Below are 22,376 nucleotides of genomic sequence, written 5' to 3'. Positions count from 1 at the left end.
AACTACTCGACCCGCATCTCCCCACTGAACACCAAGGTGTTGCGACACCGCCGGCACAGGTACCGCCGTCCTTGCCGCACCAGGCTGTGGCGCTGGGCCGAGAACGGGAAGTCGCTGTCGGCGCACGGGCATTTGTAGATGTAACGGGTCACGCTGCGGCGTTTGACGTCATAGGTGTGGCAGCGGTTGGGCGGCAGTTCGTACACGCCGCGCATGATCAACTGCCACTCTTCGCCATGGGGCTGGATGCGGTCGCCGAACAGCTGGTGGGCGATCAGGTGCGCGACTTCATGGGCCACTGTCTGCTTGAGGAAATCCTCGGTGTTCTCCTGGTACAGCTGCGGGTTGAAGCGCAAGAGGTTCTCGTGCAAATGCGCGACACCGGCTTTTTGTCCGCGCAGCTTGAGGCTCACCACAGGGCGCTTGAAAGGTCGTTTGAAAAAGGATTCGGCTAGTTGGAAACAGTCTTCGACGCGGGAATTGAGTTGCTCGGGCATGCTTGATGGATCTCCAGAGCGGTCGAGTATGCCGCAACCCTCGGGCCTTGCGAATCACCAGGTTGCCGAATGGTCGTGGGCTTTCTCGTTGCTGAAGAATGAAAAGGCCGCCTCGCGGCGGCCTTTATCGGCAGTTCTGATTTTCGGTGATGAGCGGCTAATTGGTGTAGACCGGCCCCACGCCGAGTCCCCAGACAATCACAGTGAACGCCATGATGGCGACCAGCACCACCAGGCCTACGGCGAGCACTGAACTTGAAAACAGGAAGCCCTCGTCAGATGGAATGTTCATGAACGTCGGTAAGCCCACATACAGCAAGTACACCGTGTAGCAGATGGCTGCGGTGCCGACGATCATCCCCAGCCACAAGTGCGGGTACAAGGCCGCGAGGCCGCCGATGAACAAGGGTGTCGCGGTGTAGGTTGCAAACGCAATGCAGCGGGCCAGGCTTGGGTTGGCGTCATAGGTGCGGGCCATCCAGTGAATGAATGCGCCCATTACCGCTACACCCCCGAGCATCGCCAGGTACGACATGACGGTCATCCATATCGCGCTTTCCACGGTCAACATCACGGGAGGCCGATTGCCGATGACCCAGCCGACCTGTGTGGTGCCAATGAAGGCAGACACGGCAGGGATAGCCGCCAGGATCAGCGTATGGGTCAGGTACATGTGGCTGATGCTTTCCTCCTGGTCGCCACGGATTTCTTTCCATTCTTGGTCAGGGTGGGTGAAGAGCCCCACTACGTGATGGATCATGCCAGTCACTCCTCTTGTCTTTACCGTCGCCCCCCAGTGGAGCGCCTACGGGCCAATGCGGCCAAGCAAGTCACAGGTCTGAAATATGCAAGCGACCTTATGTCGCAGTATAGGGAGGAGTTTCCCCGGGTGGAGCAGGGGCTTTAGAGCAAATCGCGCTGTAAACACGAGGCCTAATCGCGGTTGCGTCTGTAAGGGCTGCCGAAGGCTGCGATCTTTTGATCTTGGGTGATTTCGGCGCCGCCGAAGGTCAAAATCAAAAGATCGCAGCCTTCGGCAGCTCCTACGGGTCGATTTTTTGCGTAAAATGCCCGCCTTTCGTCACACCTCACGGATTTCGCGTCATGGGCACTCTCACGGTCAACCAGAACAAACTGCAAAAGCGCCTTCGCCGACAGGCCGGTGAGGCGGTTGCCGATTTCAACATGATTGAAGACGGCGACAAGGTCATGGTCTGCCTGTCCGGTGGCAAGGACAGCTACACCATGCTCGATGTGCTGATGCACTTGCAGAAGGTCGCGCCGATCAAGTTCGAGATCGTGGCCGTGAACATGGACCAGAAGCAGCCGGGCTTCCCGGAGCATGTGCTGCCGGCCTACCTGAAAGAGCTGGGTATCGATTACCACATCGTCGAGAAAGACACGTATTCGGTGGTCAAGGAGCTGATTCCGGAAGGCAAGACCACGTGCTCGCTGTGCTCGCGCCTGCGTCGCGGCACGCTCTACACCTTTGCCGATGAAATTGGCGCGACCAAGATGGCCTTGGGTCACCACCGCGACGACATCGTCGAAACGTTCTTCCTGAACATGTTCTTCAACGGTTCGCTCAAAGCCATGCCGCCGAAGCTGCGCGCCGACGATGGTCGAAACGTGGTGATCCGCCCGCTGGCCTACTGCAACGAAAAAGACATCCAGGCCTACTCGGACTTCAAGCAATTCCCGATCATTCCGTGCAACCTCTGTGGTTCCCAGGAAAACCTGCAGCGTCAGGTGGTCAAGGAGATGCTGCAGGACTGGGAACGCAAGACCCCGGGCCGTACCGAGAGCATTTTCCGCAGCCTGCAGAACGTGATCCCGTCGCAACTGGCGGACCGCAACCTGTTTGACTTCACCAGCCTCAAGATCGACGAAAGCGCCGCATCGCGCTTCGTCAACGTGGTCAACCTCTGATTAAAACGGTAGGAGCGAGCCTGCTCGCGATAGCGGTCTGTCAGACACTTCAGTATTGACTGACACGACGCCATCGCGAGCAGGCTCGCTCCTACAATGGTTTTTCGTTTCAATCCTCAGGAGAGGGCATGCGCGATTACAAGTGGCTCAATGAATACTGCCTGAACCGCTTCGGTTCGGCGGCTGAACTGGAAGCCCACCTGCCCGTTCCCAAAACCCCGGCGCAATTGCGCAAGATCAGCGACGATCGCTACCTTTCGATGATGGCGCTCCGGGTATTCCGCGCCGGGCTCAAGCACAGCCTGGTGGACGCCAAGTGGCCAGCCTTCGAAGAAGTGTTTTTCGGGTTCGACCCGGAAAAAGTCGTGCTGATGAGCGCCGAGCACCTTGAGCGCCTGATGCAGGACACGCGGATCATCCGGCACCTGGGCAAGCTCAAGAGTGTGCCGCGCAATGCACAGTTCGTACTGGACGTGGCCCATGAGAAGGGCAGCTTCGGCGAACTGATCGCCGACTGGCCGGTGACCGATATCGTCGGGCTCTGGACCTTCCTGAAAAAACGCGGGCATCAGTTGGGTGGCCTGTCAGCCCCGCGCTTCCTGCGGATGATCGGCAAGGACACCTTTGTGCCGAGCTACGACGTGGTCGCGGCTTTGAATGCACAGGAAATCATCGACAAGGTGCCGAGCAGTCTGCGCGACCTGGCGTTGGTGCAGGACGTGTTCAACCAGTGGCATGCGGAAAGTGGCGGGCGGCCGATGAGCCAGATTTCGATGATGCTGGCGTACACCGTCAATCATTGAGACCCAGTCGCCTCAATCGCTGGCAAGCCAGCTCCTACAAAAGCACCATACCTTCTGTAGGAGCTGGCTTGCCAGCGATGAGGCCCGATCAGGCGACGGAAATCTCGCCTTCACCCGCCAGCTTGCGGTTCAGCTGATACCGCCAGCGCACATACAGCAACGCCGAGCAGAACACCGCCAGGCTTGCGGCCATCTCCAGCAAACCGAAAATCTGCCGGTTCGGGTCATAAGCGGCCAATGCGCCCTTGATGAAATACAGGTTCACCACAAAGCACATCCATGAATGCCCGCGAGGACTGCCGACGATCATGCCCGGTGCCAGTATCAGCAGTGGCACCAGTTCGATCAGCAGAATCACCCATGGCCGGGCGCCATGCAGGTCGGCGATCAGCAGGTAGTAGACGCACAGCAGGCCCACCAGCCCCAAAAAGCACAGCAGGCTGATGACGCGCATCGCCCGCACCCGCGGTTCGAGCCAGTCAATGGCGGGGAGAATCTTCGGCTTCCTGGCCACTTCAGCTCTCCAGTTTCTGTGCAGTCTTGGCCAGGCGCATGCCCAGCGCGCGGCACAGCGCCACTTCATGGCTATCCAGGCCGCTTTTGCCATCGGCACCGGCGTGGTGGCTGGCGCCGTATGGCGTGCCGCCGCCCTGGGTTTCCAGCAGTGCCGATTCGCTGTACGGCAGGCCGGTGATCAGCATGCCGTGGTGCAACAACGGCAGCATCATCGACAGCAGGGTCGTCTCCTGCCCGCCGTGCAGGCTCGCGGTGGAGGTGAACACGCCGGCCGGTTTACCCACCAGGGCGCCGGTCAGCCACAGGTTGCTGGTGCCGTCGAGGAAGTACTTGAGCGGCGCGGCCATATTGCCGAAGCGGGTCGGGCTGCCGAGTGCCAGGCCGGCGCAGTTCTTCAGGTCGTCGAGGCTGGCATACAGCGCGCCTTCGTCGGGAATCTCCGGCGCAACGGCTTCGCACTCGGTGGAAATCGCCGGCACCGTGCGCAGGCGGGCCTCAAGCCCGGCCTGTTCGACGCCACGGGCGATCTGCCGGGCCATTTCGTTGGTCGAGCCGCTGCGGCTGTAGTACAGAACCAGAATGTAAGGTGCACTCATGGCAACAGTTCCAGGATCTGCTCCGGTGGACGACCGATGACGGCCTTGTCACCGACTTCGAGAATCGGTCGCTCCATCAGTTTCGGGTGGGCGGCGATGGCGGCGATCAATTGCGCTTCGCTCAGGCTGCCGTCGGCCAGATTAAGGGTCTTGTACTCGTCCTCGCCGGTTCGCAGCAGTTGCCGCGCGCTGATCCCCAGCTTGCCCAGCAGGTGCTGGATTTGCGTGGCGTCCAGCGGAGTGTCCAGGTAACGCACCACGGTCGGGGTCAGGCCACGGGCTTCAAGCAGTTCGAGCGCACCGCGGGATTTCGAGCAGCGCGGGTTGTGATAAAGCGTCAGATCGGTCATGAGCGGGTCGCATCTTGCGTAAGGTGGCGGCTATTCTAACTGTGCAGCGCGCAATCCAGAACCGTGAGAGGCGATGGGTCGCAGGCGTATTCAATTTTTGACAAGGAACACGACATGACAAGGCGACTGGCAGCAGCATTGGCGATTATCGGAGCGTTGATGCTGGGGGGCTGCGGGAATGACTATGGCATCGACCAGGACGGCCACAAGATCGCCGCCGACCGACTGGACGGCAAATGGCTGGTACTCAACTACTGGGCAGAATGGTGCGGACCCTGCCGTACCGAGATTCCGGAGTTGAACACCCTGGCCGAGCAACTCAAGGACAAGAAAATCGGTGTGTTCGGGGTTAACTTCGACAACGTCCAGGGGCAGGAACTGAAGGGCGCGAGCGAGAAACTGGGGATCAAGTTCACGGTGTTGGCCCAGGATCCTGCCGAATTGTTCGAATTGCCGCGCAGCGAGGCATTGCCGGTGACCTACATCATCGATGACAAGGGCAAGGTACGTGAGCAGTTGATGGGTGAACAGACGGCGGCGGGGGTGATGGCGAAGCTTGAGGCGTTGCAGGCTAAAAATTAAGGCAAAAGATCGCAGCCTTCGGCAGCTCCTACAGGTTTACGTCTAATCCTGTAGGAGCTGCCGAAGGCTGCGATCTTTTTTGCGGATCAACCCTCTTCACGCCACCAACGCAGCGGCTTGCCTTCGGCTGGCCAGAAGCGCATCTGCTCGATCGGGGAGACGTCCCAGCGCTGGACGTTTTCCAGGGCCTGCAGGAAGCGTTTTTCCTGCTCCATCAGCGCCGGCGCGCACAGTTTGCGGGTGCTGCCGATTTTGCCGAAGGTCAGTTTGTCGCCATCCAGGGTGTACGGCGCGAACCAGTGGTTGCAGCCGCCATTGCCGTAGGCCCGGCCATCTTCACCGAGCGTGATGGTCAGGTGGCTGTAGTCCATCAGCGGCCGCTCGCCGATCCACTCCAGGATGTAGCTGCGATTGTGTTCAAGCTGCACCGGCTCGGCGGCGCAGCCCAGCAGGCTGGCACCGGCCATCGCGCTCAGGGCGAGGCGTTTCATCACGCAGGCTCCTGGCATTTCGGGCACAGGTGTTTCTCGCCGACGGTGGTCCAGCCCAGCTCGGCAATGCGCGCGGTGGCGGCAGGTTTTTCGGCCTTGTTGCCCAGCTTGGCGTCGACGGCGAACTCGAAGCTCAGCGCTTTGGCGCAGCTGTCGCAGTTCACTTGCCAGGTATGGATCGCCAGTTCGCCGAACACCGGGCCGCTGGCCACCGCGACCCATTGGCCGGGCGGATTGATCAGGTGGCGAACCGTTTCGACGGTCAGGCGCATGGACAAGTCCTTGGCACCCTTGAGGGTCACGACCAGCACGTCGTTGTTGCGAATCGAGCCACCGTTGCCGGTGACCTGATAGCGCCCCGGCACCAGGGCGCGGCATTCGGTGAGGGTGTGTTGCGGGTTCATCAGGCTGTAGCGGAAATCGTGTTCGACCATGGGTCCTCCAAATATGCGCGATATGCTAGCACGGGCTTGCATGCCGCATCGCGCAGGCCGATGACCTTCGATCCGTTTCAGTCTCCCGTGACCAGGTTTTCCGGCGTGCCCGCCACCCAGGCGGCGATGTTGCGCAACGTGGTGGAGGCAATCGCGTCCAGCGCTTCGTGGGTCAGAAAGGCCTGGTGCGCGGTGACGATCACGTTAGGAAAGGTCAGCAACCGGGCCAGCACATCGTCTTGCAACGGCAAGTCGGAACGGTCCTCGAAGAACAGTTGCGCCTCCTCCTCATACACGTCCAGCCCCAGATAGCCGAGGCGACCGTCTTTCAACGCGTCGATCAGCGCCGGAGTGTCCACCAGGCCGCCACGTCCGGTATTGATCAGCATCGCGCCCGGCTGCATGTGCGCCAGTGATTCACGGTTGATCAAGTGCTTGCTCTGCTCGTTGAGCGGGCAGTGCAGGCTGATGATCTGCGATTCGGCCAGCAGTTGCGGCAGGCTCAGGTAGCGCGCGCCCAAGGCTTCGACCTGCGGGTTGGGGGAGGGGTCATAGGCCAGTAACCGGCAGCCAAAACCGTTCATGATTTTGGCGAAGGTGGCGCCGATCTGCCCGGTGCCGACCACGCCGACCGTCTTGCCCACCAGGTCGAAACCGGTCAGCCCTTGCAGCCTGAAATCCCCTTCGCGGGTGCGGTTGTAGGCGCGGGGCAAGCGGCGGTTGAGTGCGAGGATCAGTGCCACTGCGTGTTCGGCCACGGCGTGGGGCGAATAGGCCGGGACGCGTACGATAGCCAGTCCCAGACGTTTTGCCGTTGGCAAGTCGACGTGGTTGTAACCCGCCGAGCGCAGGGCGATCAGGCGAGTGCCTCCAGCGGCCAGGCGCTCGAGCACTGCCGCACCGAGGTCATCATTGATGAACGCGCAGACCACTTCATACCCTTGGGCGAGCGCTACCGTGTCGAGGCTCAGGCGCGCCGGCTGAAATTGCAGCTCGATGCCGGCCGGTTGCCCGGCCGCGAGAAAGCTGTCGATGTCGTAGTTCTGGCTGCTGAAAAGAATCGTACGCATCATTTCCTCTTTGCCTCGTTCCAGTAGGAGCTGGCAAGCCAGCTCCTACAGAGTAGGTGGTGAGCTTACGCTGATATTTGATTCCCACGATTGCGCTGCATCAAGCGTTCATTCGCGCGTGGGCTGCCAGGCGATTGATCGCCCGGTCGAGCTCGTCCAGTGCCACGCTGGCTTTCGGGTCCTGTTGCTTGAGCAAGGTTTCGCTGCGTTGGCAGGCCGCACGCAATTGCGGCACGCCGCAGTAGCGTGTCGCGCCATGCAGGCGATGGACCCGTTCGATCAGGGCGTTGTGGTCATTGCTCTGCTGAGCCAGGCGGATGGCTTCGCGGTCTGCTTCCAGGGAGGCGAGCAGCATCGCCAGCATGTCTGCGGCCAGATCAGCCTTGCCGGCGGCCAGGCGCAATCCTTCCTCGTGGTCGAGCACCAACAGGTCATGGGCGCCGGCGTGCCCATCGCCGGAGCGCTCCGGGCTGTGATTGCGCAGCGCCAGGCCGCTCCACTTCAGCACCACCTGGGCCAATTGTCGTTCGCTGATCGGTTTGGTCAGGTAGTCGTCCATGCCGCTTTGCAGCAGTGCGCGTTTTTCGTTGGCCATGGCGTGGGCGGTGAGGGCCACGATCGGCAACGGTGTGCAATGCCGCTCGCTTTCCCACTGGCGAATCGCCTCGGTGCTCTGGCGGCCGTCCATGCCGGGCATCTGCACGTCCATCAATACCAGATCGAATGTCTCGTTCTGTACCGCCTTGACGGCGGCATAACCACTTTCCACCGCGAGCACCTTGGCGCCCATGTCTTCGAGCAGGGTCTGCACCAGCATCAGGTTGGCCGGGTTGTCATCGACGCACAGCACCTTCGGTGCACGGCTGGACACCGGTTCGCCGGGCTCGCTGCGCATCGGGCGCGGGCTGACCAGGTCAGACAGGGAGCGTCGCAGTTTGCGGGTACAGGCCGGTTTCGCCTGGAGCTGGCTGTGGGGGTTGGGCACGGAAAGGTGGAACAGCGTCTGCTCCGTGGTCGGGCACAGCACCAGCACTTTGCAGCCAAGGTGTTCGAGGTCCCAGATGTGCTGGTTGAGGCGTTCCGGCGGCATGTCGTTGCTGGTGATGCCGAGCACGGCGAGGTCGATCGCCTGATCGGTCTGGTGGGCGGCGGTGACGCCATTGGTCAGGCTTTCCAGGGTATTGAACGGCGTGGTGCTCAGGCCGCAGTCTTCCAGTTGATGCTGCAACGCCTGCCGGGCCAGTTCGTGGTTTTCCAGCACCGCCACCCGACGTCCGAGCAGGGGCGCGGCGGGCAGGTCTTCGGCATCGTCGCGGGCTTTCGGCAGGCTCAGGCTGATCCAGAACTCCGAGCCTTCCCCGGGGGTGCTGTCGACGCCGATTTCGCCGCCCATCTGTTCGATCAGGCGCTTGGAAATCACCAGGCCGAGGCCCGTGCCGCCGGGTTGCCGCGACAGCGAGTTGTCGGCCTGGCTGAAGGCCTGGAACAGCGCGCGCACGTCCTGGTTGGACAGACCGATGCCGGTGTCCTGAATGCTGATGCGCAGTTGCACGGTGTCTTCGTGCTCTTCTTCGAGCATGGCACGGGCGACGATGGTGCCTTCACGGGTGAACTTGATTGCGTTGCTCACCAGGTTCGTCAGGATCTGCTTGAGCCGCAGCGGGTCGCCGACCAGGGACAGCGGCGTGTCCCGGTACACCAGGCTCACCAGTTCCAGCTGCTTGGCGTGGGCGGCGGGGGCGAGGATGGTCAGGGTGTCCTGCAGCAGGTCGCGCAGGTTGAACGGAATATGGTCGAGCACCAGCTTGCCGGCCTCGATTTTCGAGAAGTCGAGAATCTCGTTGATGATGCCCAGCAGGCTGTCGGCGGATTTTTCGATGGTACCCAGGTAGTCGAGCTGGCGTGGGGTGAGCTCGCTTTTTTGCAACAGGTGGGTGAAACCGAGAATGCCGTTGAGCGGCGTGCGGATTTCGTGACTCATGTTGGCCAGGAATTCGGACTTGATCCGGCTCGCTTCCAGGGCTTCCTTGCGCGCCAGGTCCAGCTCGATGTTCTGGATCTCGATGGTTTCCAGGTTCTGGCGCACGTCTTCGGTGGCCTGGTCGATGCTGTGCTGCAATTCTTCCTGGGCGTTTTGCAGGGTGCCGGCCATGCGATTGATGCCGGAGGCCAGTTCGTCCAGCTCCTGGCTGCCGAGGGGCGGCAAGCGGGTTTCCAGATGGCCGTCCTTGAGTTGGGCTACGGCCTGCTTGATCTGGCTCAGTGGCCGGTTGATCGTGCGACCCATGCGCAGGGCCAGCAGTGCCGCACCTATCAGTCCGGCTGCGATCAACATCAGGCTGGCGAACAGGCTGCGGTAACCGCGCAACAGCATGCTGTTATGGGACAGCTCCAGTTCGACCCAGCCCAGCAGGCGGTCGGCTTCTTCGGGAATCACGTCTCCGGCCAGGTTGCGGTGTTTGCCGAACACCGGCAGCAGATAGCGGGTCGCATCGTTGCCACTGCGGCGCAGCATCTGCGTGCCACCGCCGGAAGGCGTCTGGTTGAGCATGGTCGGGCCGGCGTGGGCCAGCAGCGTGCGATCGGGAGCCAGGAAGGTCACGGCCCGTACGTCGGTTTGTTCCAGGGCCTGGGTGGCGATGCGTTCGAGCAGTTCGTTGTCCTGATGGCCCATGGCTGGCGCCGCCAGGGGAGCCAACTGCTCGGCGATCATTTCGCCGCGCTGCATGAGTTGGGTTTGCAGGTCAGCCTGTTGCATCCAGGTAAAATACCCCCCCAGCACCAACGCCATCAGGCTGGTCGGCAACAGGGTCAGCAACAGCACGCGGCCTTTGATTCCCAGTTTCTTGAGCACGCATCTCTCCTGCATCCCGCTATTCATAGACCTGCACGAATATCCGCCATGCAGCACTTGCGCAGTGTAGCGATTTGCTCGCGGGCAATCTTCGTAAAAATGCTGCTGCCATTCGTCGGCCCACGCAGCTCATTGGCGCTCCAGCCACGCAGTGGGTTGCCCCTGGCGAGGCAATCTTGAATAATCATTCAACTGAGAATTATTTGCAGATAGTCATGACTCCCATCACTGCCAGCCTCCCCCGAATCCTGTCCATCGAAGACGACCTCGTGCTGGGCGCCTACGTGCATGAGCATCTGGACCGCAGCGGCTTCCAGGTGACCTGGTGCCAGAACGGCCAGGAAGGCCTGGACATGGCCCGGCGGCAACCTTTCGACGTGGTGCTGATGGATATTCTGCTGCCGGGCATGGACGGTCTGGCGGTACTGACCCAATTGCGCCAGAGCCATACCACCCCGGTGTTGCTGATGTCGGCCCTCGGTGCCGAGGCCGACCGCATCAGCGGCTTTCGCCTGGGGGCCGACGATTACCTGCCAAAGCCCTTCAGCATGGTGGAGTTGCGGGTGCGCATTGAAGCCATCCTGCGGCGGGTGGCCCTCGACCGCCGCCCCGTCCCCGCGGTGCCAGCCCCTTCGATGGACAGCCTGCGTTTCGACGATGAAAGCTTCGAGGTGTTTTATGGCGAACAGGCCGGCGGCCTGACCCGCAGCGAGTACCGATTGCTGGAGACACTGCACCGCAGCGCCGACGAAGTCTTGAGCAAAGCCTTCCTTTATCAGCAGGTGCTGCAGCGCGGTTACGCGGCCCATGACCGCAGCCTGGACATGCACATCAGCCAGATCCGCCGCAAGCTCAAGGCCATTGGCTACACCGAGCGCGAAGTGCGCACGGTCTGGGGCAAGGGTTACATCCTGAGCGCCGCCGATGAAATGTAACCTGCCGGGCAGGCACTCGCTGTTCTGGAAGCTTGCTTGCCTATTGGTGGCGTTCTGTCTGCTGATGATCTGGCTCAGTTGGTCCTGGGGACGCTACATGGAAGTGCGCAACCAGTTCCTCTCGGATGAAGCGCGGGGCACCCTGACGCGCTATGCCGCCGAAGCTGAGCAGGCATGGCAACAGACACAGAGCGCCGGTGTCGATGAATGGTTGCAAGGCATGTATCAGCGGGAAAAAGGCTGGGTGGGTGTCATCGGCGCGGATTTGCAGTCCTTGAGCAACCAATCGCTGACGGACAAGGAAGTCGAACGCCTGACTTTTTTGCGCGGCCTGGATTGGCCCATCCACAAAAAGGGCCGGCCCTGGATGCGTGTGCCGTTTCCTGGTGACCCGTCCGCCGGCAGCCTGGTGATCGAGTTGCCTGAGCGCTTCGTTCCCGGGCACTACCGGCTGTTCTGGCGGGTGATCACCAACGGGCTGATTCCGGGATTGTTCACCCTGTTACTTTGCGTCGGGCTGTACCGCCTGCTGGTGGTGCCGCTCAATCACTTGCGCGCGCAAGCCAATGCCTGGCGTGCCGATCAACTGAACGTACGGCTCTCGAGCCGGACCACCAATCGTTCGGATGAGCTGGGCGAGTTGGGCAGGGCATTCGATCACATGTCAGAACGCCTGCAAAGTACCGTAGCCTTGCAGCAGCAACTGCTGCGCGACCTGTCCCACGAATTGCGTACGCCCCTGAGCCGCTTGCGGGTGGCCAGTGAAAGTGAGCAGGGGCTGGAGCTATTGCGCGAACGCATCGGCCGGGAGGTTGATGGCATGCAGCGCCTGGTGGAAGACACGCTGCAGTTGGCCTGGCTGGACACCGAGCGCACCCGCTTGCCCGACGAAGCGATCCAGATCCAGGCGCTGTGGGAGATGCTCACGGAGAATGCCTGCTATGAAAGCGGATGGCCTGATACTCGGCTGCAATGCACGGTGGATGCATCCTGCTGGGTTCGCGGTCATCTCAACACCCTGGCCCAGGCACTGGAAAACATTCTGCGCAATGCGATTCGGCATTCGCCCGAGGGCGGTGTGGTCCACCTTGGCGGACAGTGCGAGGGTAAATACTGGCATCTGTGGCTGGAGGATCAGGGCGGCGGTGTGGCGGACGCTGATCTGGAGCGGATCTTCCTGCCGTTTACCCGACTCGACGGTTCGCGACCAGGCAATGGTGGATTCGGCCTGGGCTTGAGTATCGCTCGTAATGCAGTACAGCGTCAGGGCGGACAGCTTTGGGCGCAAAACACCGGGACCGGGTTGCGCTTGAATATGCGCTTGTTGGCGGATGTGAGTAGCGCCAGTGCCGACGCCATCGCGGGCAAGCCCGCTCCCACACTGACTGTGTTTGAACCGCGAAACCTGTGATCACCCCATCCCCTGTGGGAGCGAGCCTGCTCGCGATGAGGCCCTCACTCCCACCACAACAACCCCTGTTTTTCATGCTCCGAGTGGCACCGCCACTTGCCGCTTGCAGCTCGAAGCTTGCCGCTTATTCCCATAAACCATAAGCACCACACTTTGCGTGATATGGCCTTCCGAGGTTTGCCGGTATGATAGGCGCCCCCGCAGTCTGGATTGCGAATACGCCATGACCTTGCAGTACCCAACCATCGCCGATTGCGTCGGCAACACTCCGCTGGTCCGTTTGCAGCGCCTGCCCGGCGCCACCAGCAATACCCTTTTGCTCAAGCTCGAGGGGAACAACCCGGCGGGTTCGGTCAAGGACCGTCCGGCGCTGTCGATGATCACCCGCGCCGAACTGCGCGGGCAGATCCATGCCGGCGATACGCTGATCGAAGCGACCTCGGGCAACACCGGGATCGCCCTGGCCATGGCCGCGGCGATCAAGGGTTACAAGATGATCCTGATCATGCCGGACAACTCCAGCGCCGAACGCAAGGCGGCCATGACCGCCTATGGCGCCGAACTGATCCTGGTCAGCCAGGAACAGGGCATGGAAGGCGCCCGTGACCTCGCGCAGAAGATGGAAGCCGAAGGTCGCGGCAAGGTACTGGATCAGTTCGCCAACGGTGATAACCCCGAAGCGCACTACACCACCACCGGCCCGGAAATCTGGCGCCAGACCGAGGGCACCATCACCCATTTCGTCAGCTCCATGGGCACCACCGGGACCATCATGGGCGTGTCGCGCTACTTGAAAGAGCAGAACGACAACGTGCAGATCATCGGCCTGCAACCGATGGAAGGCTCGGCGATCCCGGGCATCCGCCGCTGGCCCCAGGAATACCTGCCGAAGATCTACCAGGCTGACCGCGTGGACCGGATCGTCGACATGGCCCAAAGCGAAGCCGAAGACGTGACCCGTCGGCTGGCCCGCGAAGAAGGCATTTTCTGTGGCGTGTCCTCGGGCGGTGCCGTGGCGGCAATGCTGCGCCTGTCCAAAGAAGTTGAAAACGCGGTGATCGTCGCGATCATCTGCGACCGTGGCGACCGTTACCTGTCGACCGGCATTTTCGACGCGCCCAACTGATGGCCAAGCATGAAAGAGGCCTGCGCTTCCAGCCCACCGGTGGCAGCAAGGCCCCGCAAATCCCGACCGGTAAAAAGCAGCGCCTGACCATCGAGCGCCTGGCCAATGACGGTCGCGGTATCGCGTTTTTCGAAGGTCGCACCTGGTTCGTCATCGGCGCGTTGGCCGGTGAAGAGATTGAAGCGCGTGTGCTCGGCGCCCACGGCAAAGTGGTCGAGGCGCGCACCGAACGGGTGTTCAAGGCCAGCGAATTGCGCCGCCCGGCACCGTGCGCCCATGCCGGCCGTTGCGGCGGTTGCAGCGTGCAGCATCTGCCTCATATCGAACAACTTGCCCTGAAACAGCGCATGCTCGCCGAGCAGTTGTCGAAGGTCGCGGGCGTCGAACCCGAAGAGTGGGCGCCGCCTTTGAGCGGTGCGGAATTCGCCTACCGACGCCGCGCCCGCGTGGCGGTGCGCTGGGACATGAAGGCGAAAAAACTCGAAGTCGGGTTCCGTGCCGCCGGCAGCCAGGACATCGTTGGCATCGATGATTGCCCGGTGCTGGTACAGCCCTTGCAACCGATCATGGCCCGCTTGCCGGAAATGCTGCGGCGCTTGAGCAAACCTCAGGCACTGGGACACGTGGAGTTGTTCAGCGGCTCGACGCTGGCGGTTTTGCTGCGGCACATGGCGCCGTTGTCTGAAAGTGACATGACCATCCTCAAGGATTTCTGCGCGTTCCATGAGGCTCAGTTGTGGCTGCATGGCGACGGTGAACCGCAACCGGTCGAGGCCGGTCAGTCGTTGGGCTATCGTCTTGAACAGTGGGACCTGGAGCTGGCGTATCGGCCGGGAGATTTCATCCAGGTCAACGCCGGCGTCAACGAAGCGATGGTCGCCCAGGCGTTGGACTGGTTGAAGCCGACGGCGGATGAGCGCGTACTCGATCTGTTCTGCGGCCTGGGCAACTTTGCCTTGCCGCTGGCCAAGGCCGCTCGCGAAGTGGTGGCCGTGGAAGGTGTGCAGGTGATGGTCGACCGGGCGGCGGCGAATGCCGCTAGCAACAATCTGCATAACGCGAAGTTTTTTCAGGCCGATTTATCCCAGCCTTTGACGGACGCCGAATGGGCCGCCGAAGGCTTTTGTGCGGTACTCTTGGACCCACCGCGTGACGGTGCTTTCGAGGTTGTGCGCAAGCTCAAGACCCTGGGCGCCGAGCGGTTGGTGTATGTGTCATGCAACCCGGCAACGCTGGCGCGCGACACGGTCGAATTGATCAAGCAGGGCTACCGGTTAAAACGTGCCGGGATTCTCGATATGTTTCCTCAAACGGCACATGTCGAGGCCATGGCGTTATTTGAAGCGAGCTAGGATGCTCGTCTGGTCCGACTGGCCCGCCCGTGCAGCCGCGCACCGAGCCCGACGTGGGCGCACCGGCAACGAAGGTCAGCGATTTGACGCATTGAATCTGCGTCGTAGGGAAGGTAAGCAAGATGGTACAGGTGAGAGCACACCAGCCGATCAACACCGACGGCAGTATCAATCTCGAGGCTTGGCTCGATCACGCGGTGAGTGTCGATCTGGCACTGGATCGCGAAGCCTTGAAGGAAGCCTGCGAGTACGCTCGCGAGGCCGAGCAACAAGCCAATGCGGCACAGAATCTGTGGTCGGAAGGTAACTCGACTTTTCGTACCGGGCTTGAGATCGCCGAGATCCTCGCCGATCTCAAACTCGACCAGGACTCTTTGGTCGCCGCGATCCTGTATCGAGGCGTACGCGAAGGCCAGATCAAGTTGCCGGCGGTCAGCCAGCGCTTCGGTCCTGTGGTGGCCAAACTCATCGATGGCGTGCAGCGCATGGCCGCGATCAGCGACAGCCTGAGCCCGCGCAAATCCCTGGTGCTGGGCACCCAGGGCCAGGTGGAAAACCTGCGCAAGATGCTGGTGGCCATGGTCGACGACGTTCGCGTTGCCCTGATCAAGCTGGCCGAACGCACGTGCGCCATCCGTGCGGTGAAAACCGCCGATGACGAAAAGCGCAACCGCGTGGCCCGTGAAGTCTTCGACATTTATGCGCCACTGGCCCACCGCCTGGGTATCGGCCACATCAAGTGGGAACTGGAAGACTTGTCCTTCCGTTACCTGGAGCCGGAGCAGTACAAGCAGATCGCCAAGTTGCTCCATGAGCGGCGACTGGATCGCGAGCGCTTCATCAGCGACGTGATGAGCCAGCTGAAAAACGAATTGCAGGCCACCGGCGTCGATGCCGACATCAGCGGCCGGGCCAAACACATCTATTCGATCTGGCGCAAAATGCAGCGCAAGGGGCTGGAGTTCAGCCAGATCTACGACGTGCGTGCCGTTCGCGTGCTGGTGCCGGAAATGCGCGACTGCTACACCGCGCTCGGCATTGTCCACACCCTGTGGCGGCACATCCCGAAAGAGTTCGACGACTACATCGCCAACCCCAAGGAAAACGGCTATCGCTCGCTGCACACGGCGGTGATCGGGCCTGAGGGCAAGGTGCTGGAAGTGCAGATCCGCACCCACGCGATGCATGAGGAAGCCGAGCTCGGCGTGTGTGCGCACTGGCGCTACAAGGGTACCGACGTCAAGTCCGGTTCCAATCACTACGAAGAGAAAATCTCCTGGCTGCGTCAGGTGCTGGAGTGGCACGAAGAGCTGGGCGACATCGGTGGCCTGGCCGAACAGCTGCGGGTCGATATCGAGCCGGACCGGGTCTATATCTTCACCCCGGACGGCCATGCCATCGACTTGCCGAAGGGCGCGACGCCGCTGGACTTCGCCTACCGCGTACACACCGAAATCGGTCATAACTGCCGTGGCGCCAAGATCAACGGGCGCATCGTGCCGCTCAACTACAGCCTGCAAACCGGTGAACAGGTCGAGATCATCACCAGCAAGCACGGCACCCCGAGCCGTGACTGGCTGAACCCGAACCTGGGTTACGTCACCACGTCGCGGGCACGGGCGAAGATTGTTCACTGGTTCAAGCTGCAGGCTCGCGACCAGAACGTCGCGGCCGGTAAAACCTTGCTTGAGCGCGAGCTCAATCGCCTCGGTCTGCCGGCGGTGGATTTCGACAAGCTGGCCGACAAGGCCAACATGAAAACCGCCGAAGACCTGTTCGCCGCCCTTGGTGCCGGCGACTTGCGTCTGGCGCAATTGGTCAACCTGGCGCAGCAACTGGTCGAGCCGGAGCGCGGCAACGAACAGCTGGAACTGATTCCACGCAAGGCCACCGGCTACAAACCGGGCAAGCGCGGTGATATCCAGATCCAGGGTGTCGGCAACCTGATGACCCAGATGGCCGGCTGCTGCCAGCCGTTGCCGGGCGATGCCATCGTCGGCTACATCACTCAGGGCCGCGGTGTGAGCATTCACCGCCAGGACTGCGCCTCGGTGTTGCAGCTGGCCGGGCGCGAGCCCGAGCGGATCATCCAGGTCAGTTGGGGGCCGGTACCGGTGCTCACCTATCCGGTGGACATCGTCATCCGCGCCTACGACCGTTCCGGCTTGCTGCGTGATGTGTCGCAGGTGCTGCTCAACGAGCGGATCAACGTGCTGGCGGTCAACACCCGCTCCAACAAGGAGGACAACACCGCGCTGATGTCCCTGACCATCGAGATTCCGGGGCTGGATGCATTGGGGCGGTTGTTGGGGCGGATTTCCCAGTTGCCGAACATCATCGAAACGCGGCGTAACCGTACGCCGTGATGGCATGTTTAGCGTCGATCCACTGTGGGAGCGAGCTTGCTCGCGATGACGGCTTAACATTCAGCACATGTGTTGTCTGACAGACCGCTATCGCGAGCAAGCTCGCTCCCACAGGTTCTCGCAGAGTTTAATAAATGTATTCACTTGAAGACCTGCTGCACCTCATGAACCGCCTGCGTGACCCGCAGTACGGTTGCCCATGGGACATCAAGCAAACTTACGCCACCATCGTCCCGCACACCCTTGAGGAAGCCTACGAAGTCGCCGACGCGATCGAGCGCGGTGACTTTGATCACTTGCAGGGCGAGCTGGGCGATCTGCTGTTCCAGGTGGTGTATTACAGCCAGCTGGCTCGCGAAGAAGGGCGCTTCGAGTTCGCCGGTGTAGTCGACAGCATCACCCGCAAACTGATCCGCCGTCATCCCCACGTGTTCCCCACCGGTGACCTGTATGCGCCTCTGGATGTCCCGCGCCTGAGTGAAGAGCAGGTCAAGCAGCGCTGGGAAGAGATCAAGGCCGAAGAGCGCGCGGAGAAATCTTCGGCACCCGAGCAGTTGTCGTTGCTCGATGACGTCCCCGCTGCATTGCCGGCGCTGTCGCGCTCGGCAAAATTGCAGAAGCGTGCAGGGCAGGTCGGCTTCGACTGGCCGGACGCCTTGCCGGTGCTCGATAAAGTGCGTGAGGAGCTCGATGAAGTGCTCGAAGCCATGTCGGAAAACGATCCCGAAGCCGTGGCCGACGAGATCGGCGACCTGCTGTTTTCCGTGGTCAATCTGGCGCGGCATCTCAAGGTTGATCCGGAAACCGCACTGCGTGGCGCCAACGGCAAGTTTGAAAGACGCTTTCGTTTTATCGAACAGGCATTGCGCGATACCCATCGTCCCATAGAAGATTGCACCCTCGAAGAGTTGGACGCCTTGTGGGGCGAAGCCAAACGTCAGGAAAAGAATTTGCCCAGCTGCGGTTGAGCCGTGGCCCAAGTGAGTAATAAGCACCATGAGCATTTCCCTTCGCGACCAGTTGCTCAAAGCAGGGCTGGTCAACCAGAAGCAGGCCAAGCAGGTCAGCAAAGACAAGCAGAAACAACAACGCCTGGCCCACAAAGGCCAGATCGAGCTGGATGACTCCCAGCAGCGCGCGGCGCAGGAAGCCATGGCCGAGAAGGTCAAGCGCGATCAGGAGCTCAACCGCCAGCAGCAGGAGAAAGCCGAGGCCAAGGCCCGTGCCGCGCAGGTCAAGCAACTGATCGAAGTCTCGCGCCTGCCGAAACTGACGACCGAGGATTACTACAATTTCGTCGACGACAAGAAGGTCAAGCGCATCTGCGTCAACACCCTGATGCGCAACAAGCTCAGCAGTGGATCGTTGGCCATCGTGCATCACGCTGGCGGCTACGAAGTGATTCCACGCGAGGCGGCGTTGAAGATTCAGGAGCGCGATCCGCAGCGCATCGTGCAGCTCAATGTGCAGACTGAAGAAGTCATCGCCGAGGACGATCCGTACGCGGCCTATCAGATTCCTGATGACCTGATGTGGTAACAGATTCAATGTCCTAGCGGGCTTACATGTTTGCTAGTACTTTGCATGAATTATACGTTGAGCCCGAAAGATTGTATCGATACGATCTTTCGGGTTTTCTTTTGCCGGAAAATAATATCTTTTTATAAGGATGTTTGTGTCGGAGAAAACAAATGGAATGAACTTTAGTATCCAAGGATGGAATAAATGTTTGTCAGTATCGCTTCGTTACGCCAACCCACTTTCAAGTCGCAGCTTTCACAGTCGCGACCGCTGGGACAATCCATTCGCGATTATCTGGACGATGAACTTGTCGCTCGTGCCGAGCTTGTACGCCGAAAAATCAAGATCGCTGCAAAAGCTGCTCGCGAGGATCATGGCGAGACCGCTTGTGTTTTTTTTACCCTGCCTGAGTTCTTCTGGAACATTCCCTGGCGCGAGGTACGTAATGAAGAGGAGCTCCATGAGCTGAACGCTGCCTACCTGGAGAAAGTGCCAGCGTGCGTAGCTTTATTGATGACCGAACTGCCAGTGGAGCGCTATGGCAAGATCGTATTGCTGGCGGGAAGCTGTGCGACCCTCATCAAGGTTGGAGAAGGTGAGTCGAGTTATTACGACGTTATTAATTACTTGCTGGCGATCACCAATAAAGAATATGAACTCAATATGCCATTGATGTCGATGTGGCCGAAGCGCCATGTATCAGGTATCGACTTTGGCAAACACCTGGCTTCGGAGGGGGACTTTTGGCTGTTCAAGATTTCCGAGGAAATCGAAGTCAGGGTGAAGAAGCTCAGCAGCGTGCGGGCTGAACACAGTTATTTCGGTGGTTATGAAGGGAGATTCATCAACAGCCTCGTCAATGGCTGCCCTTTTGCAATCAACTTGTGCCTGGATTACTACAGCCTGAAAGAAGGCGAGCGCGATATTCAAGTTGAGTTGACCGAGGCAAAAATCGATTTCCTGATCGCCTGTGGCATGAGTTTCGATTATGCCAAGCGTCATCCGTCATCGCTGCAGTTTTCGATCCGCAATGACGGAATGGGCGATGGCGAGGTCGAGGTGGTCAGGCTTCAAGCGGGCTGGATTGTTGAAAGTATTCCTTCGGTGCCAATCGAAGATGACCTTCATTTGACGCTGATCGAGGTTGTCTGATGTGGATGCAGCCTGCCTGGCGGGGAAAGGGCAGGCTGCACCGTGGTCGAGTCTGTTTTCAACCGGTTGCGAGCTCGCGTTTACGCTCGAGCATTTCCAGTTCGGCCCTGTAGTTTTGCGCGTCGGTCTCGGAATGGAACATACCGACCAGCAGGTCTTGTTGGTGCACGTCCCAGATCCGGATACCGGCGGCTACACCCTCGTGGGACTTATGTGAATCGTCGCGTTCAGTTACTTTTACAGTCATCTGCTAGCTCCAATCTCTGTTATCTGCAGCAAGGCGTGTGCAGGCCTCTGTTATAGAGTTTGGTAGCTTGCTAAGTAAATGGCTGAGTTTGGTAACGGTTTTTTGCAAAAACGGAAACAGTCCTGCAGCCCGCTAAATGCGCGACATTCGGTCGCAGGTCATTGAGTTTCATGACAAACGTTTCATCTTGCAGGCGCTGCCGCAGGCTGCGATCTCTGCTTATGAAGATCAAAAGATCGCAGCCTGCGGCAGCTCCTACAAAAAAGCGGCAGCAAAAAAACGCCCCGAACCAGTCGGGGCGTTTTCATGTGCGGCTCAGCTGCGGGAAATTACTTACCTTCCCAGCGCTTCAGTACCAGCGTGGCGTTGGTGCCACCGAAACCGAAGCTGTTGCTCATCACGGTGTTGATGGTGGCGTTTTCGCGGGTCTTGGTCAGCACCGGCAGGTCGGCCACTTCAGGGTCCAGCTCGTCGATGTTGGCGGAGCCGGCAATGAAGTTGCCTTCCATCATCAGCATGCAGTAGATCGCTTCGTGAACGCCGGCGGCGCCCAGGGAGTGACCCGACAGGCTCTTGGTGGAGCTGATGGCCGGAGCCTTGTCGCCGAACACTTCACGCACGCCTTTCATTTCCGCGACGTCGCCGACCGGGGTCGAGGTGCCGTGGGTGTTCAGGTAGTCGATCGGGGTGTCGACGGTGGACAGCGCCTGCTGCATGCAGCGGATCGCGCCTTCGCCGCTCGGGGCAACCATGTCGTAGCCGTCGGAAGTCGCGCCGTAGCCGACGATTTCCGCGTAGATTTTCGCGCCACGGGCCAGAGCGTGTTCCAGCTCTTCGACCACGACCATGCCGCCACCGCCGGCGATGACGAAACCGTCACGGTCAGCGTCGTAGGCACGGGAGGCTTTTTCCGGGGTGTCGTTGCGCTTGCTGGACAGGGCGCCCATGGCGTCGAACAGGAACGACTGGCTCCAGTGCTCTTCTTCACCGCCACCGGCGAAGACGATGTCCTGCTTGCCCATCTGGATCTGTTCCATGGCGGTACCGATGCAGTGAGCACTGGTGGCGCAGGCAGAAGCGATGGAGTAGTTCAGGCCCTTGATCTTGAACGGAGTGGCCAGGCAAGCGGAAACGGTGCTGCTCATGGTCCGCGTGACGCGGTATGGGCCGACGCGCTTGACGCCTTTCTCGCGCAGGATGTCCAGCGCTTCCATCTGGTTCAGGGTCGATGCGCCACCGGAGCCGGCGATCAGGCCGGTACGCGGGTTGGATACCTGCTCTTCGGTCAGGCCCGAGTCGGTGATGGCGTCTTTCATGGCCAGGTAGGCATAAGCTGCCGCGTGGCCGACGAAGCGATAGATCTTGCGATCGATCAGTTCTTCAAGGTTGAGGTCGATGGAGCCGGAAACCTGGCTACGCAGACCCATTTCGGCATATTCCGGGTTGAACCGGATGCCAGGGCGGCTTGCACGCAGGTTAGCGGAGACGGTCTCTTTGTCATTGCCCAGGCAAGAAACGATGCCCAGACCAGTGATAACGACGCGGCGCATGCGGATAACCCTTAGAAGTTGTCAGTGGAGGTGAACACGCCGACCCGGAGGCCTTCGGCGGTGTAGATTTCGCGACCGTCGACAGTGACCGAACCGTCGGCGATGGCCAGGTTCAGCTTGCCCTTGAGGACGCGCTTGATATGAATGTTATAGGTGACTTTCTTGGCGGTCGGCAGGACCTGGCCGAAGAATTTCACTTCGCCCGAACCCAGCGCACGGCCACGGCCCGGCAGGCCTTGCCAGCCCAGGAAGAAGCCGACCAGTTGCCACATGGCGTCGAGGCCCAGGCAGCCCGGCATCACCGGATCGCCTTCGAAGTGGCAGGCGAAGAACCACAGGTCCGGATTGATATCCAGCTCGGCGACCAATTCACCTTTGCCGTACTTGCCACCTTCTTCGCTGATCAGGGTGATGCGATCAACCATCAGCATGTTCGGGGCGGGCAGTTGCGCGTTACCTGGGCCGAACAGCTCACCGCGACTGCAGCGCAGCAGGTCTTCCCGGGTAAAGGCGTTTTGTTTGGTCATGCGAGCTCCTCAATAGTCCCATGCGGCAGGTGGGGCAAATCTTCCCGGCCGATCGAAGCGTTCATGC

Annotated in this window: 23 protein-coding genes; 11 read left to right on the top strand and 12 right to left on the bottom strand. The window is 60.6% G+C overall.

The window, feature by feature from the left end:
* Positions 1-2: 2 nt before the first annotated feature.
* Both CD175_RS11930 and CD175_RS11925 read right to left on the bottom strand, forming a co-directional pair.
* Positions 3-497: a SprT family zinc-dependent metalloprotease gene (locus tag CD175_RS11930; protein ID WP_104449065.1), complete on the bottom strand. Its 495-nt coding sequence runs from the start codon at positions 495-497 to the stop codon at positions 3-5.
* Between the two features lie 157 nt (positions 498-654).
* Positions 655-1,257 (bottom strand): Yip1 family protein, encoded by a 603-nt coding sequence (locus CD175_RS11925; protein ID WP_015096459.1) that lies wholly within the window; start codon positions 1,255-1,257, stop codon positions 655-657.
* 344 nt (positions 1,258-1,601) lie between these two features.
* On the opposite strand from CD175_RS11925, the gene ttcA reads away from it, so the two are divergent.
* Both ttcA and CD175_RS11915 read left to right on the top strand, forming a co-directional pair.
* Complete coding sequence (gene ttcA / locus CD175_RS11920) at positions 1,602-2,426, top strand: tRNA 2-thiocytidine(32) synthetase TtcA (RefSeq protein ID WP_104449064.1); 825 nt, start codon at positions 1,602-1,604, stop codon at positions 2,424-2,426.
* A gap of 128 nt (positions 2,427-2,554) precedes the next feature.
* Positions 2,555-3,229, top strand: a complete 675-nt coding sequence (locus CD175_RS11915; RefSeq protein WP_104449063.1) for a DNA-3-methyladenine glycosylase I — start codon at positions 2,555-2,557, stop codon at positions 3,227-3,229.
* An 88-nt stretch (positions 3,230-3,317) separates the two neighbouring features.
* On the opposite strand, the gene CD175_RS11910 is transcribed toward CD175_RS11915, so the two are convergent.
* The 3 genes from CD175_RS11910 to arsC are packed head-to-tail and all read right to left on the bottom strand — an operon-like array spanning position 3,318 to position 4,691.
* Entirely contained in the window at positions 3,318-3,743 is a 426-nt protein-coding gene (locus CD175_RS11910) for a DUF2069 domain-containing protein (protein ID WP_104449062.1), read from the bottom strand.
* A gap of 1 nt (position 3,744) precedes the next feature.
* On the bottom strand, positions 3,745-4,341 hold the full coding sequence (gene wrbA, locus CD175_RS11905; RefSeq protein ID WP_104449061.1) for an NAD(P)H:quinone oxidoreductase: 597 nt from the start codon (positions 4,339-4,341) through the stop codon (positions 3,745-3,747).
* Positions 4,338-4,691, bottom strand: a complete 354-nt coding sequence (gene arsC / locus CD175_RS11900; protein WP_104449060.1) for an arsenate reductase (glutaredoxin) — start codon at positions 4,689-4,691, stop codon at positions 4,338-4,340. Before arsC ends, wrbA begins: the two co-directional genes overlap by 4 nt.
* A 114-nt stretch (positions 4,692-4,805) precedes the next feature.
* Between arsC and CD175_RS11895 the strand changes: the two genes are divergently transcribed.
* On the top strand, positions 4,806-5,273 hold the full coding sequence (locus tag CD175_RS11895) for a TlpA disulfide reductase family protein (protein ID WP_104449059.1): 468 nt from the start codon (positions 4,806-4,808) through the stop codon (positions 5,271-5,273).
* An 86-nt stretch (positions 5,274-5,359) separates the two neighbouring features.
* Here the strand turns inward: CD175_RS11895 and CD175_RS11890 are convergent, their stop codons facing one another.
* The 4 genes from CD175_RS11890 to CD175_RS11875 all read right to left on the bottom strand — a co-directional run bounded on the left by CD175_RS11890 (position 5,360) and on the right by CD175_RS11875 (position 10,122).
* Positions 5,360-5,764 carry an META domain-containing protein gene (locus CD175_RS11890; protein WP_104449058.1) on the bottom strand — a complete coding sequence of 135 codons (405 nt, stop codon included), beginning with the start codon at positions 5,762-5,764 and terminating at the stop codon, positions 5,360-5,362.
* Positions 5,764-6,198 carry a hypothetical protein gene (locus CD175_RS11885; RefSeq protein ID WP_015096451.1) on the bottom strand — a complete coding sequence of 145 codons (435 nt, stop codon included), beginning with the start codon at positions 6,196-6,198 and terminating at the stop codon, positions 5,764-5,766. Before CD175_RS11885 ends, CD175_RS11890 begins: the two co-directional genes overlap by 1 nt.
* A gap of 77 nt (positions 6,199-6,275) precedes the next feature.
* Positions 6,276-7,268 (bottom strand): 2-hydroxyacid dehydrogenase, encoded by a 993-nt coding sequence (locus CD175_RS11880; protein WP_104449057.1) that lies wholly within the window; start codon positions 7,266-7,268, stop codon positions 6,276-6,278.
* Positions 7,269-7,368: 100 nt separating this feature from the next.
* On the bottom strand, positions 7,369-10,122 hold the full coding sequence (locus CD175_RS11875) for a response regulator (RefSeq protein WP_104449056.1): 2,754 nt from the start codon (positions 10,120-10,122) through the stop codon (positions 7,369-7,371).
* A gap of 215 nt (positions 10,123-10,337) precedes the next feature.
* On the opposite strand from CD175_RS11875, the gene CD175_RS11870 reads away from it, so the two are divergent.
* The 8 genes from CD175_RS11870 (at position 10,338) to CD175_RS11835 (ending at position 19,985) form a co-directional block, all read left to right on the top strand.
* A complete protein-coding gene (locus CD175_RS11870) occupies positions 10,338-11,057 on the top strand; it encodes a response regulator transcription factor (protein ID WP_104449055.1) in 720 nt (239 codons plus the stop codon).
* The gene (locus CD175_RS11865; protein ID WP_104449054.1) at positions 11,047-12,468 is read left to right on the top strand and encodes a sensor histidine kinase; all 1,422 of its coding nucleotides are present in this window, start codon (positions 11,047-11,049) and stop codon (positions 12,466-12,468) included. Before CD175_RS11870 ends, CD175_RS11865 begins: the two co-directional genes overlap by 11 nt.
* Positions 12,469-12,691: 223 nt before the next feature.
* The gene (cysM, locus tag CD175_RS11860; RefSeq protein WP_015096444.1) at positions 12,692-13,594 is read left to right on the top strand and encodes a cysteine synthase CysM; all 903 of its coding nucleotides are present in this window, start codon (positions 12,692-12,694) and stop codon (positions 13,592-13,594) included.
* Entirely contained in the window at positions 13,594-14,946 is a 1,353-nt protein-coding gene (rlmD, locus tag CD175_RS11855) for a 23S rRNA (uracil(1939)-C(5))-methyltransferase RlmD (RefSeq protein ID WP_104449053.1), read from the top strand. Before cysM ends, rlmD begins: the two co-directional genes overlap by 1 nt.
* 122 nt (positions 14,947-15,068) lie before the next feature.
* Positions 15,069-17,312: a GTP diphosphokinase gene (gene relA, locus CD175_RS11850; protein ID WP_104449052.1), complete on the top strand. Its 2,244-nt coding sequence runs from the start codon at positions 15,069-15,071 to the stop codon at positions 17,310-17,312.
* Positions 17,313-17,446: 134 nt separating this feature from the next.
* The gene (mazG, locus tag CD175_RS11845; RefSeq protein WP_104449051.1) at positions 17,447-18,280 is read left to right on the top strand and encodes a nucleoside triphosphate pyrophosphohydrolase; all 834 of its coding nucleotides are present in this window, start codon (positions 17,447-17,449) and stop codon (positions 18,278-18,280) included.
* Positions 18,281-18,308: 28 nt separating this feature from the next.
* Positions 18,309-18,851, top strand: coding sequence for a DUF2058 domain-containing protein (locus CD175_RS11840; RefSeq protein ID WP_007974544.1), 543 nt, complete (start codon positions 18,309-18,311; stop codon positions 18,849-18,851).
* A 186-nt stretch (positions 18,852-19,037) separates the two neighbouring features.
* Positions 19,038-19,985 carry a hypothetical protein gene (locus tag CD175_RS11835; RefSeq protein ID WP_104449050.1) on the top strand — a complete coding sequence of 316 codons (948 nt, stop codon included), beginning with the start codon at positions 19,038-19,040 and terminating at the stop codon, positions 19,983-19,985.
* Between the two features lie 58 nt (positions 19,986-20,043).
* Here the strand turns inward: CD175_RS11835 and CD175_RS11830 are convergent, their stop codons facing one another.
* The 3 genes from CD175_RS11830 to fabA all read right to left on the bottom strand — a co-directional run bounded on the left by CD175_RS11830 (position 20,044) and on the right by fabA (position 22,309).
* Positions 20,044-20,232 carry a hypothetical protein gene (locus tag CD175_RS11830; RefSeq protein WP_056728002.1) on the bottom strand — a complete coding sequence of 63 codons (189 nt, stop codon included), beginning with the start codon at positions 20,230-20,232 and terminating at the stop codon, positions 20,044-20,046.
* A 329-nt stretch (positions 20,233-20,561) separates the two neighbouring features.
* Entirely contained in the window at positions 20,562-21,782 is a 1,221-nt protein-coding gene (gene fabB / locus CD175_RS11825; protein ID WP_007974551.1) for a beta-ketoacyl-ACP synthase I, read from the bottom strand.
* Between the two features lie 11 nt (positions 21,783-21,793).
* Positions 21,794-22,309: a 3-hydroxyacyl-[acyl-carrier-protein] dehydratase FabA gene (gene fabA, locus CD175_RS11820; RefSeq protein WP_003227150.1), complete on the bottom strand. Its 516-nt coding sequence runs from the start codon at positions 22,307-22,309 to the stop codon at positions 21,794-21,796.
* Between the last annotated feature and the right edge of the window lie 67 nt (positions 22,310-22,376).

Origin of the sequence: Pseudomonas laurylsulfatiphila (assembly GCF_002934665.1) — a bacterium.
Taxonomy (GTDB): domain Bacteria; phylum Pseudomonadota; class Gammaproteobacteria; order Pseudomonadales; family Pseudomonadaceae; genus Aquipseudomonas; species Aquipseudomonas laurylsulfatiphila.
Note: the sequence above shows the minus strand (reverse complement) of the source record. Positions and strands in the feature narration are given on the sequence as shown.

Bases quoted from the DNA above. Each gene is read 5' to 3' on its own strand.
- CD175_RS11930 (WP_104449065.1), bottom strand. From the start codon at position 497: ATGCCCGAGCAACTCAATTCCCGCGTCGAAGACTGTTTCCAACTAGCC.
- CD175_RS11925 (WP_015096459.1), bottom strand. From the start codon at position 1,257: ATGATCCATCACGTAGTGGGGCTCTTCACCCACCCTGACCAAGAATGG.
- ttcA (WP_104449064.1), top strand. From the start codon at position 1,602: ATGGGCACTCTCACGGTCAACCAGAACAAACTGCAAAAGCGCCTTCGC.
- CD175_RS11915 (WP_104449063.1), top strand. From the start codon at position 2,555: ATGCGCGATTACAAGTGGCTCAATGAATACTGCCTGAACCGCTTCGGT.
- wrbA (WP_104449061.1), bottom strand. From the start codon at position 4,341: ATGAGTGCACCTTACATTCTGGTTCTGTACTACAGCCGCAGCGGCTCG.
- arsC (WP_104449060.1), bottom strand. From the start codon at position 4,691: ATGACCGATCTGACGCTTTATCACAACCCGCGCTGCTCGAAATCCCGC.
- CD175_RS11895 (WP_104449059.1), top strand. From the start codon at position 4,806: ATGACAAGGCGACTGGCAGCAGCATTGGCGATTATCGGAGCGTTGATG.
- CD175_RS11890 (WP_104449058.1), bottom strand. From the start codon at position 5,764: ATGAAACGCCTCGCCCTGAGCGCGATGGCCGGTGCCAGCCTGCTGGGC.
- CD175_RS11885 (WP_015096451.1), bottom strand. From the start codon at position 6,198: ATGGTCGAACACGATTTCCGCTACAGCCTGATGAACCCGCAACACACC.
- CD175_RS11880 (WP_104449057.1), bottom strand. From the start codon at position 7,268: ATGCGTACGATTCTTTTCAGCAGCCAGAACTACGACATCGACAGCTTT.
- CD175_RS11870 (WP_104449055.1), top strand. From the start codon at position 10,338: ATGACTCCCATCACTGCCAGCCTCCCCCGAATCCTGTCCATCGAAGAC.
- CD175_RS11865 (WP_104449054.1), top strand. From the start codon at position 11,047: ATGAAATGTAACCTGCCGGGCAGGCACTCGCTGTTCTGGAAGCTTGCT.
- cysM (WP_015096444.1), top strand. From the start codon at position 12,692: ATGACCTTGCAGTACCCAACCATCGCCGATTGCGTCGGCAACACTCCG.
- rlmD (WP_104449053.1), top strand. From the start codon at position 13,594: ATGGCCAAGCATGAAAGAGGCCTGCGCTTCCAGCCCACCGGTGGCAGC.
- relA (WP_104449052.1), top strand. From the start codon at position 15,069: ATGGTACAGGTGAGAGCACACCAGCCGATCAACACCGACGGCAGTATC.
- mazG (WP_104449051.1), top strand. From the start codon at position 17,447: ATGTATTCACTTGAAGACCTGCTGCACCTCATGAACCGCCTGCGTGAC.
- CD175_RS11840 (WP_007974544.1), top strand. From the start codon at position 18,309: ATGAGCATTTCCCTTCGCGACCAGTTGCTCAAAGCAGGGCTGGTCAAC.
- CD175_RS11835 (WP_104449050.1), top strand. From the start codon at position 19,038: ATGTTTGTCAGTATCGCTTCGTTACGCCAACCCACTTTCAAGTCGCAG.
- CD175_RS11830 (WP_056728002.1), bottom strand. From the start codon at position 20,232: ATGACTGTAAAAGTAACTGAACGCGACGATTCACATAAGTCCCACGAG.
- fabB (WP_007974551.1), bottom strand. From the start codon at position 21,782: ATGCGCCGCGTCGTTATCACTGGTCTGGGCATCGTTTCTTGCCTGGGC.
- fabA (WP_003227150.1), bottom strand. From the start codon at position 22,309: ATGACCAAACAAAACGCCTTTACCCGGGAAGACCTGCTGCGCTGCAGT.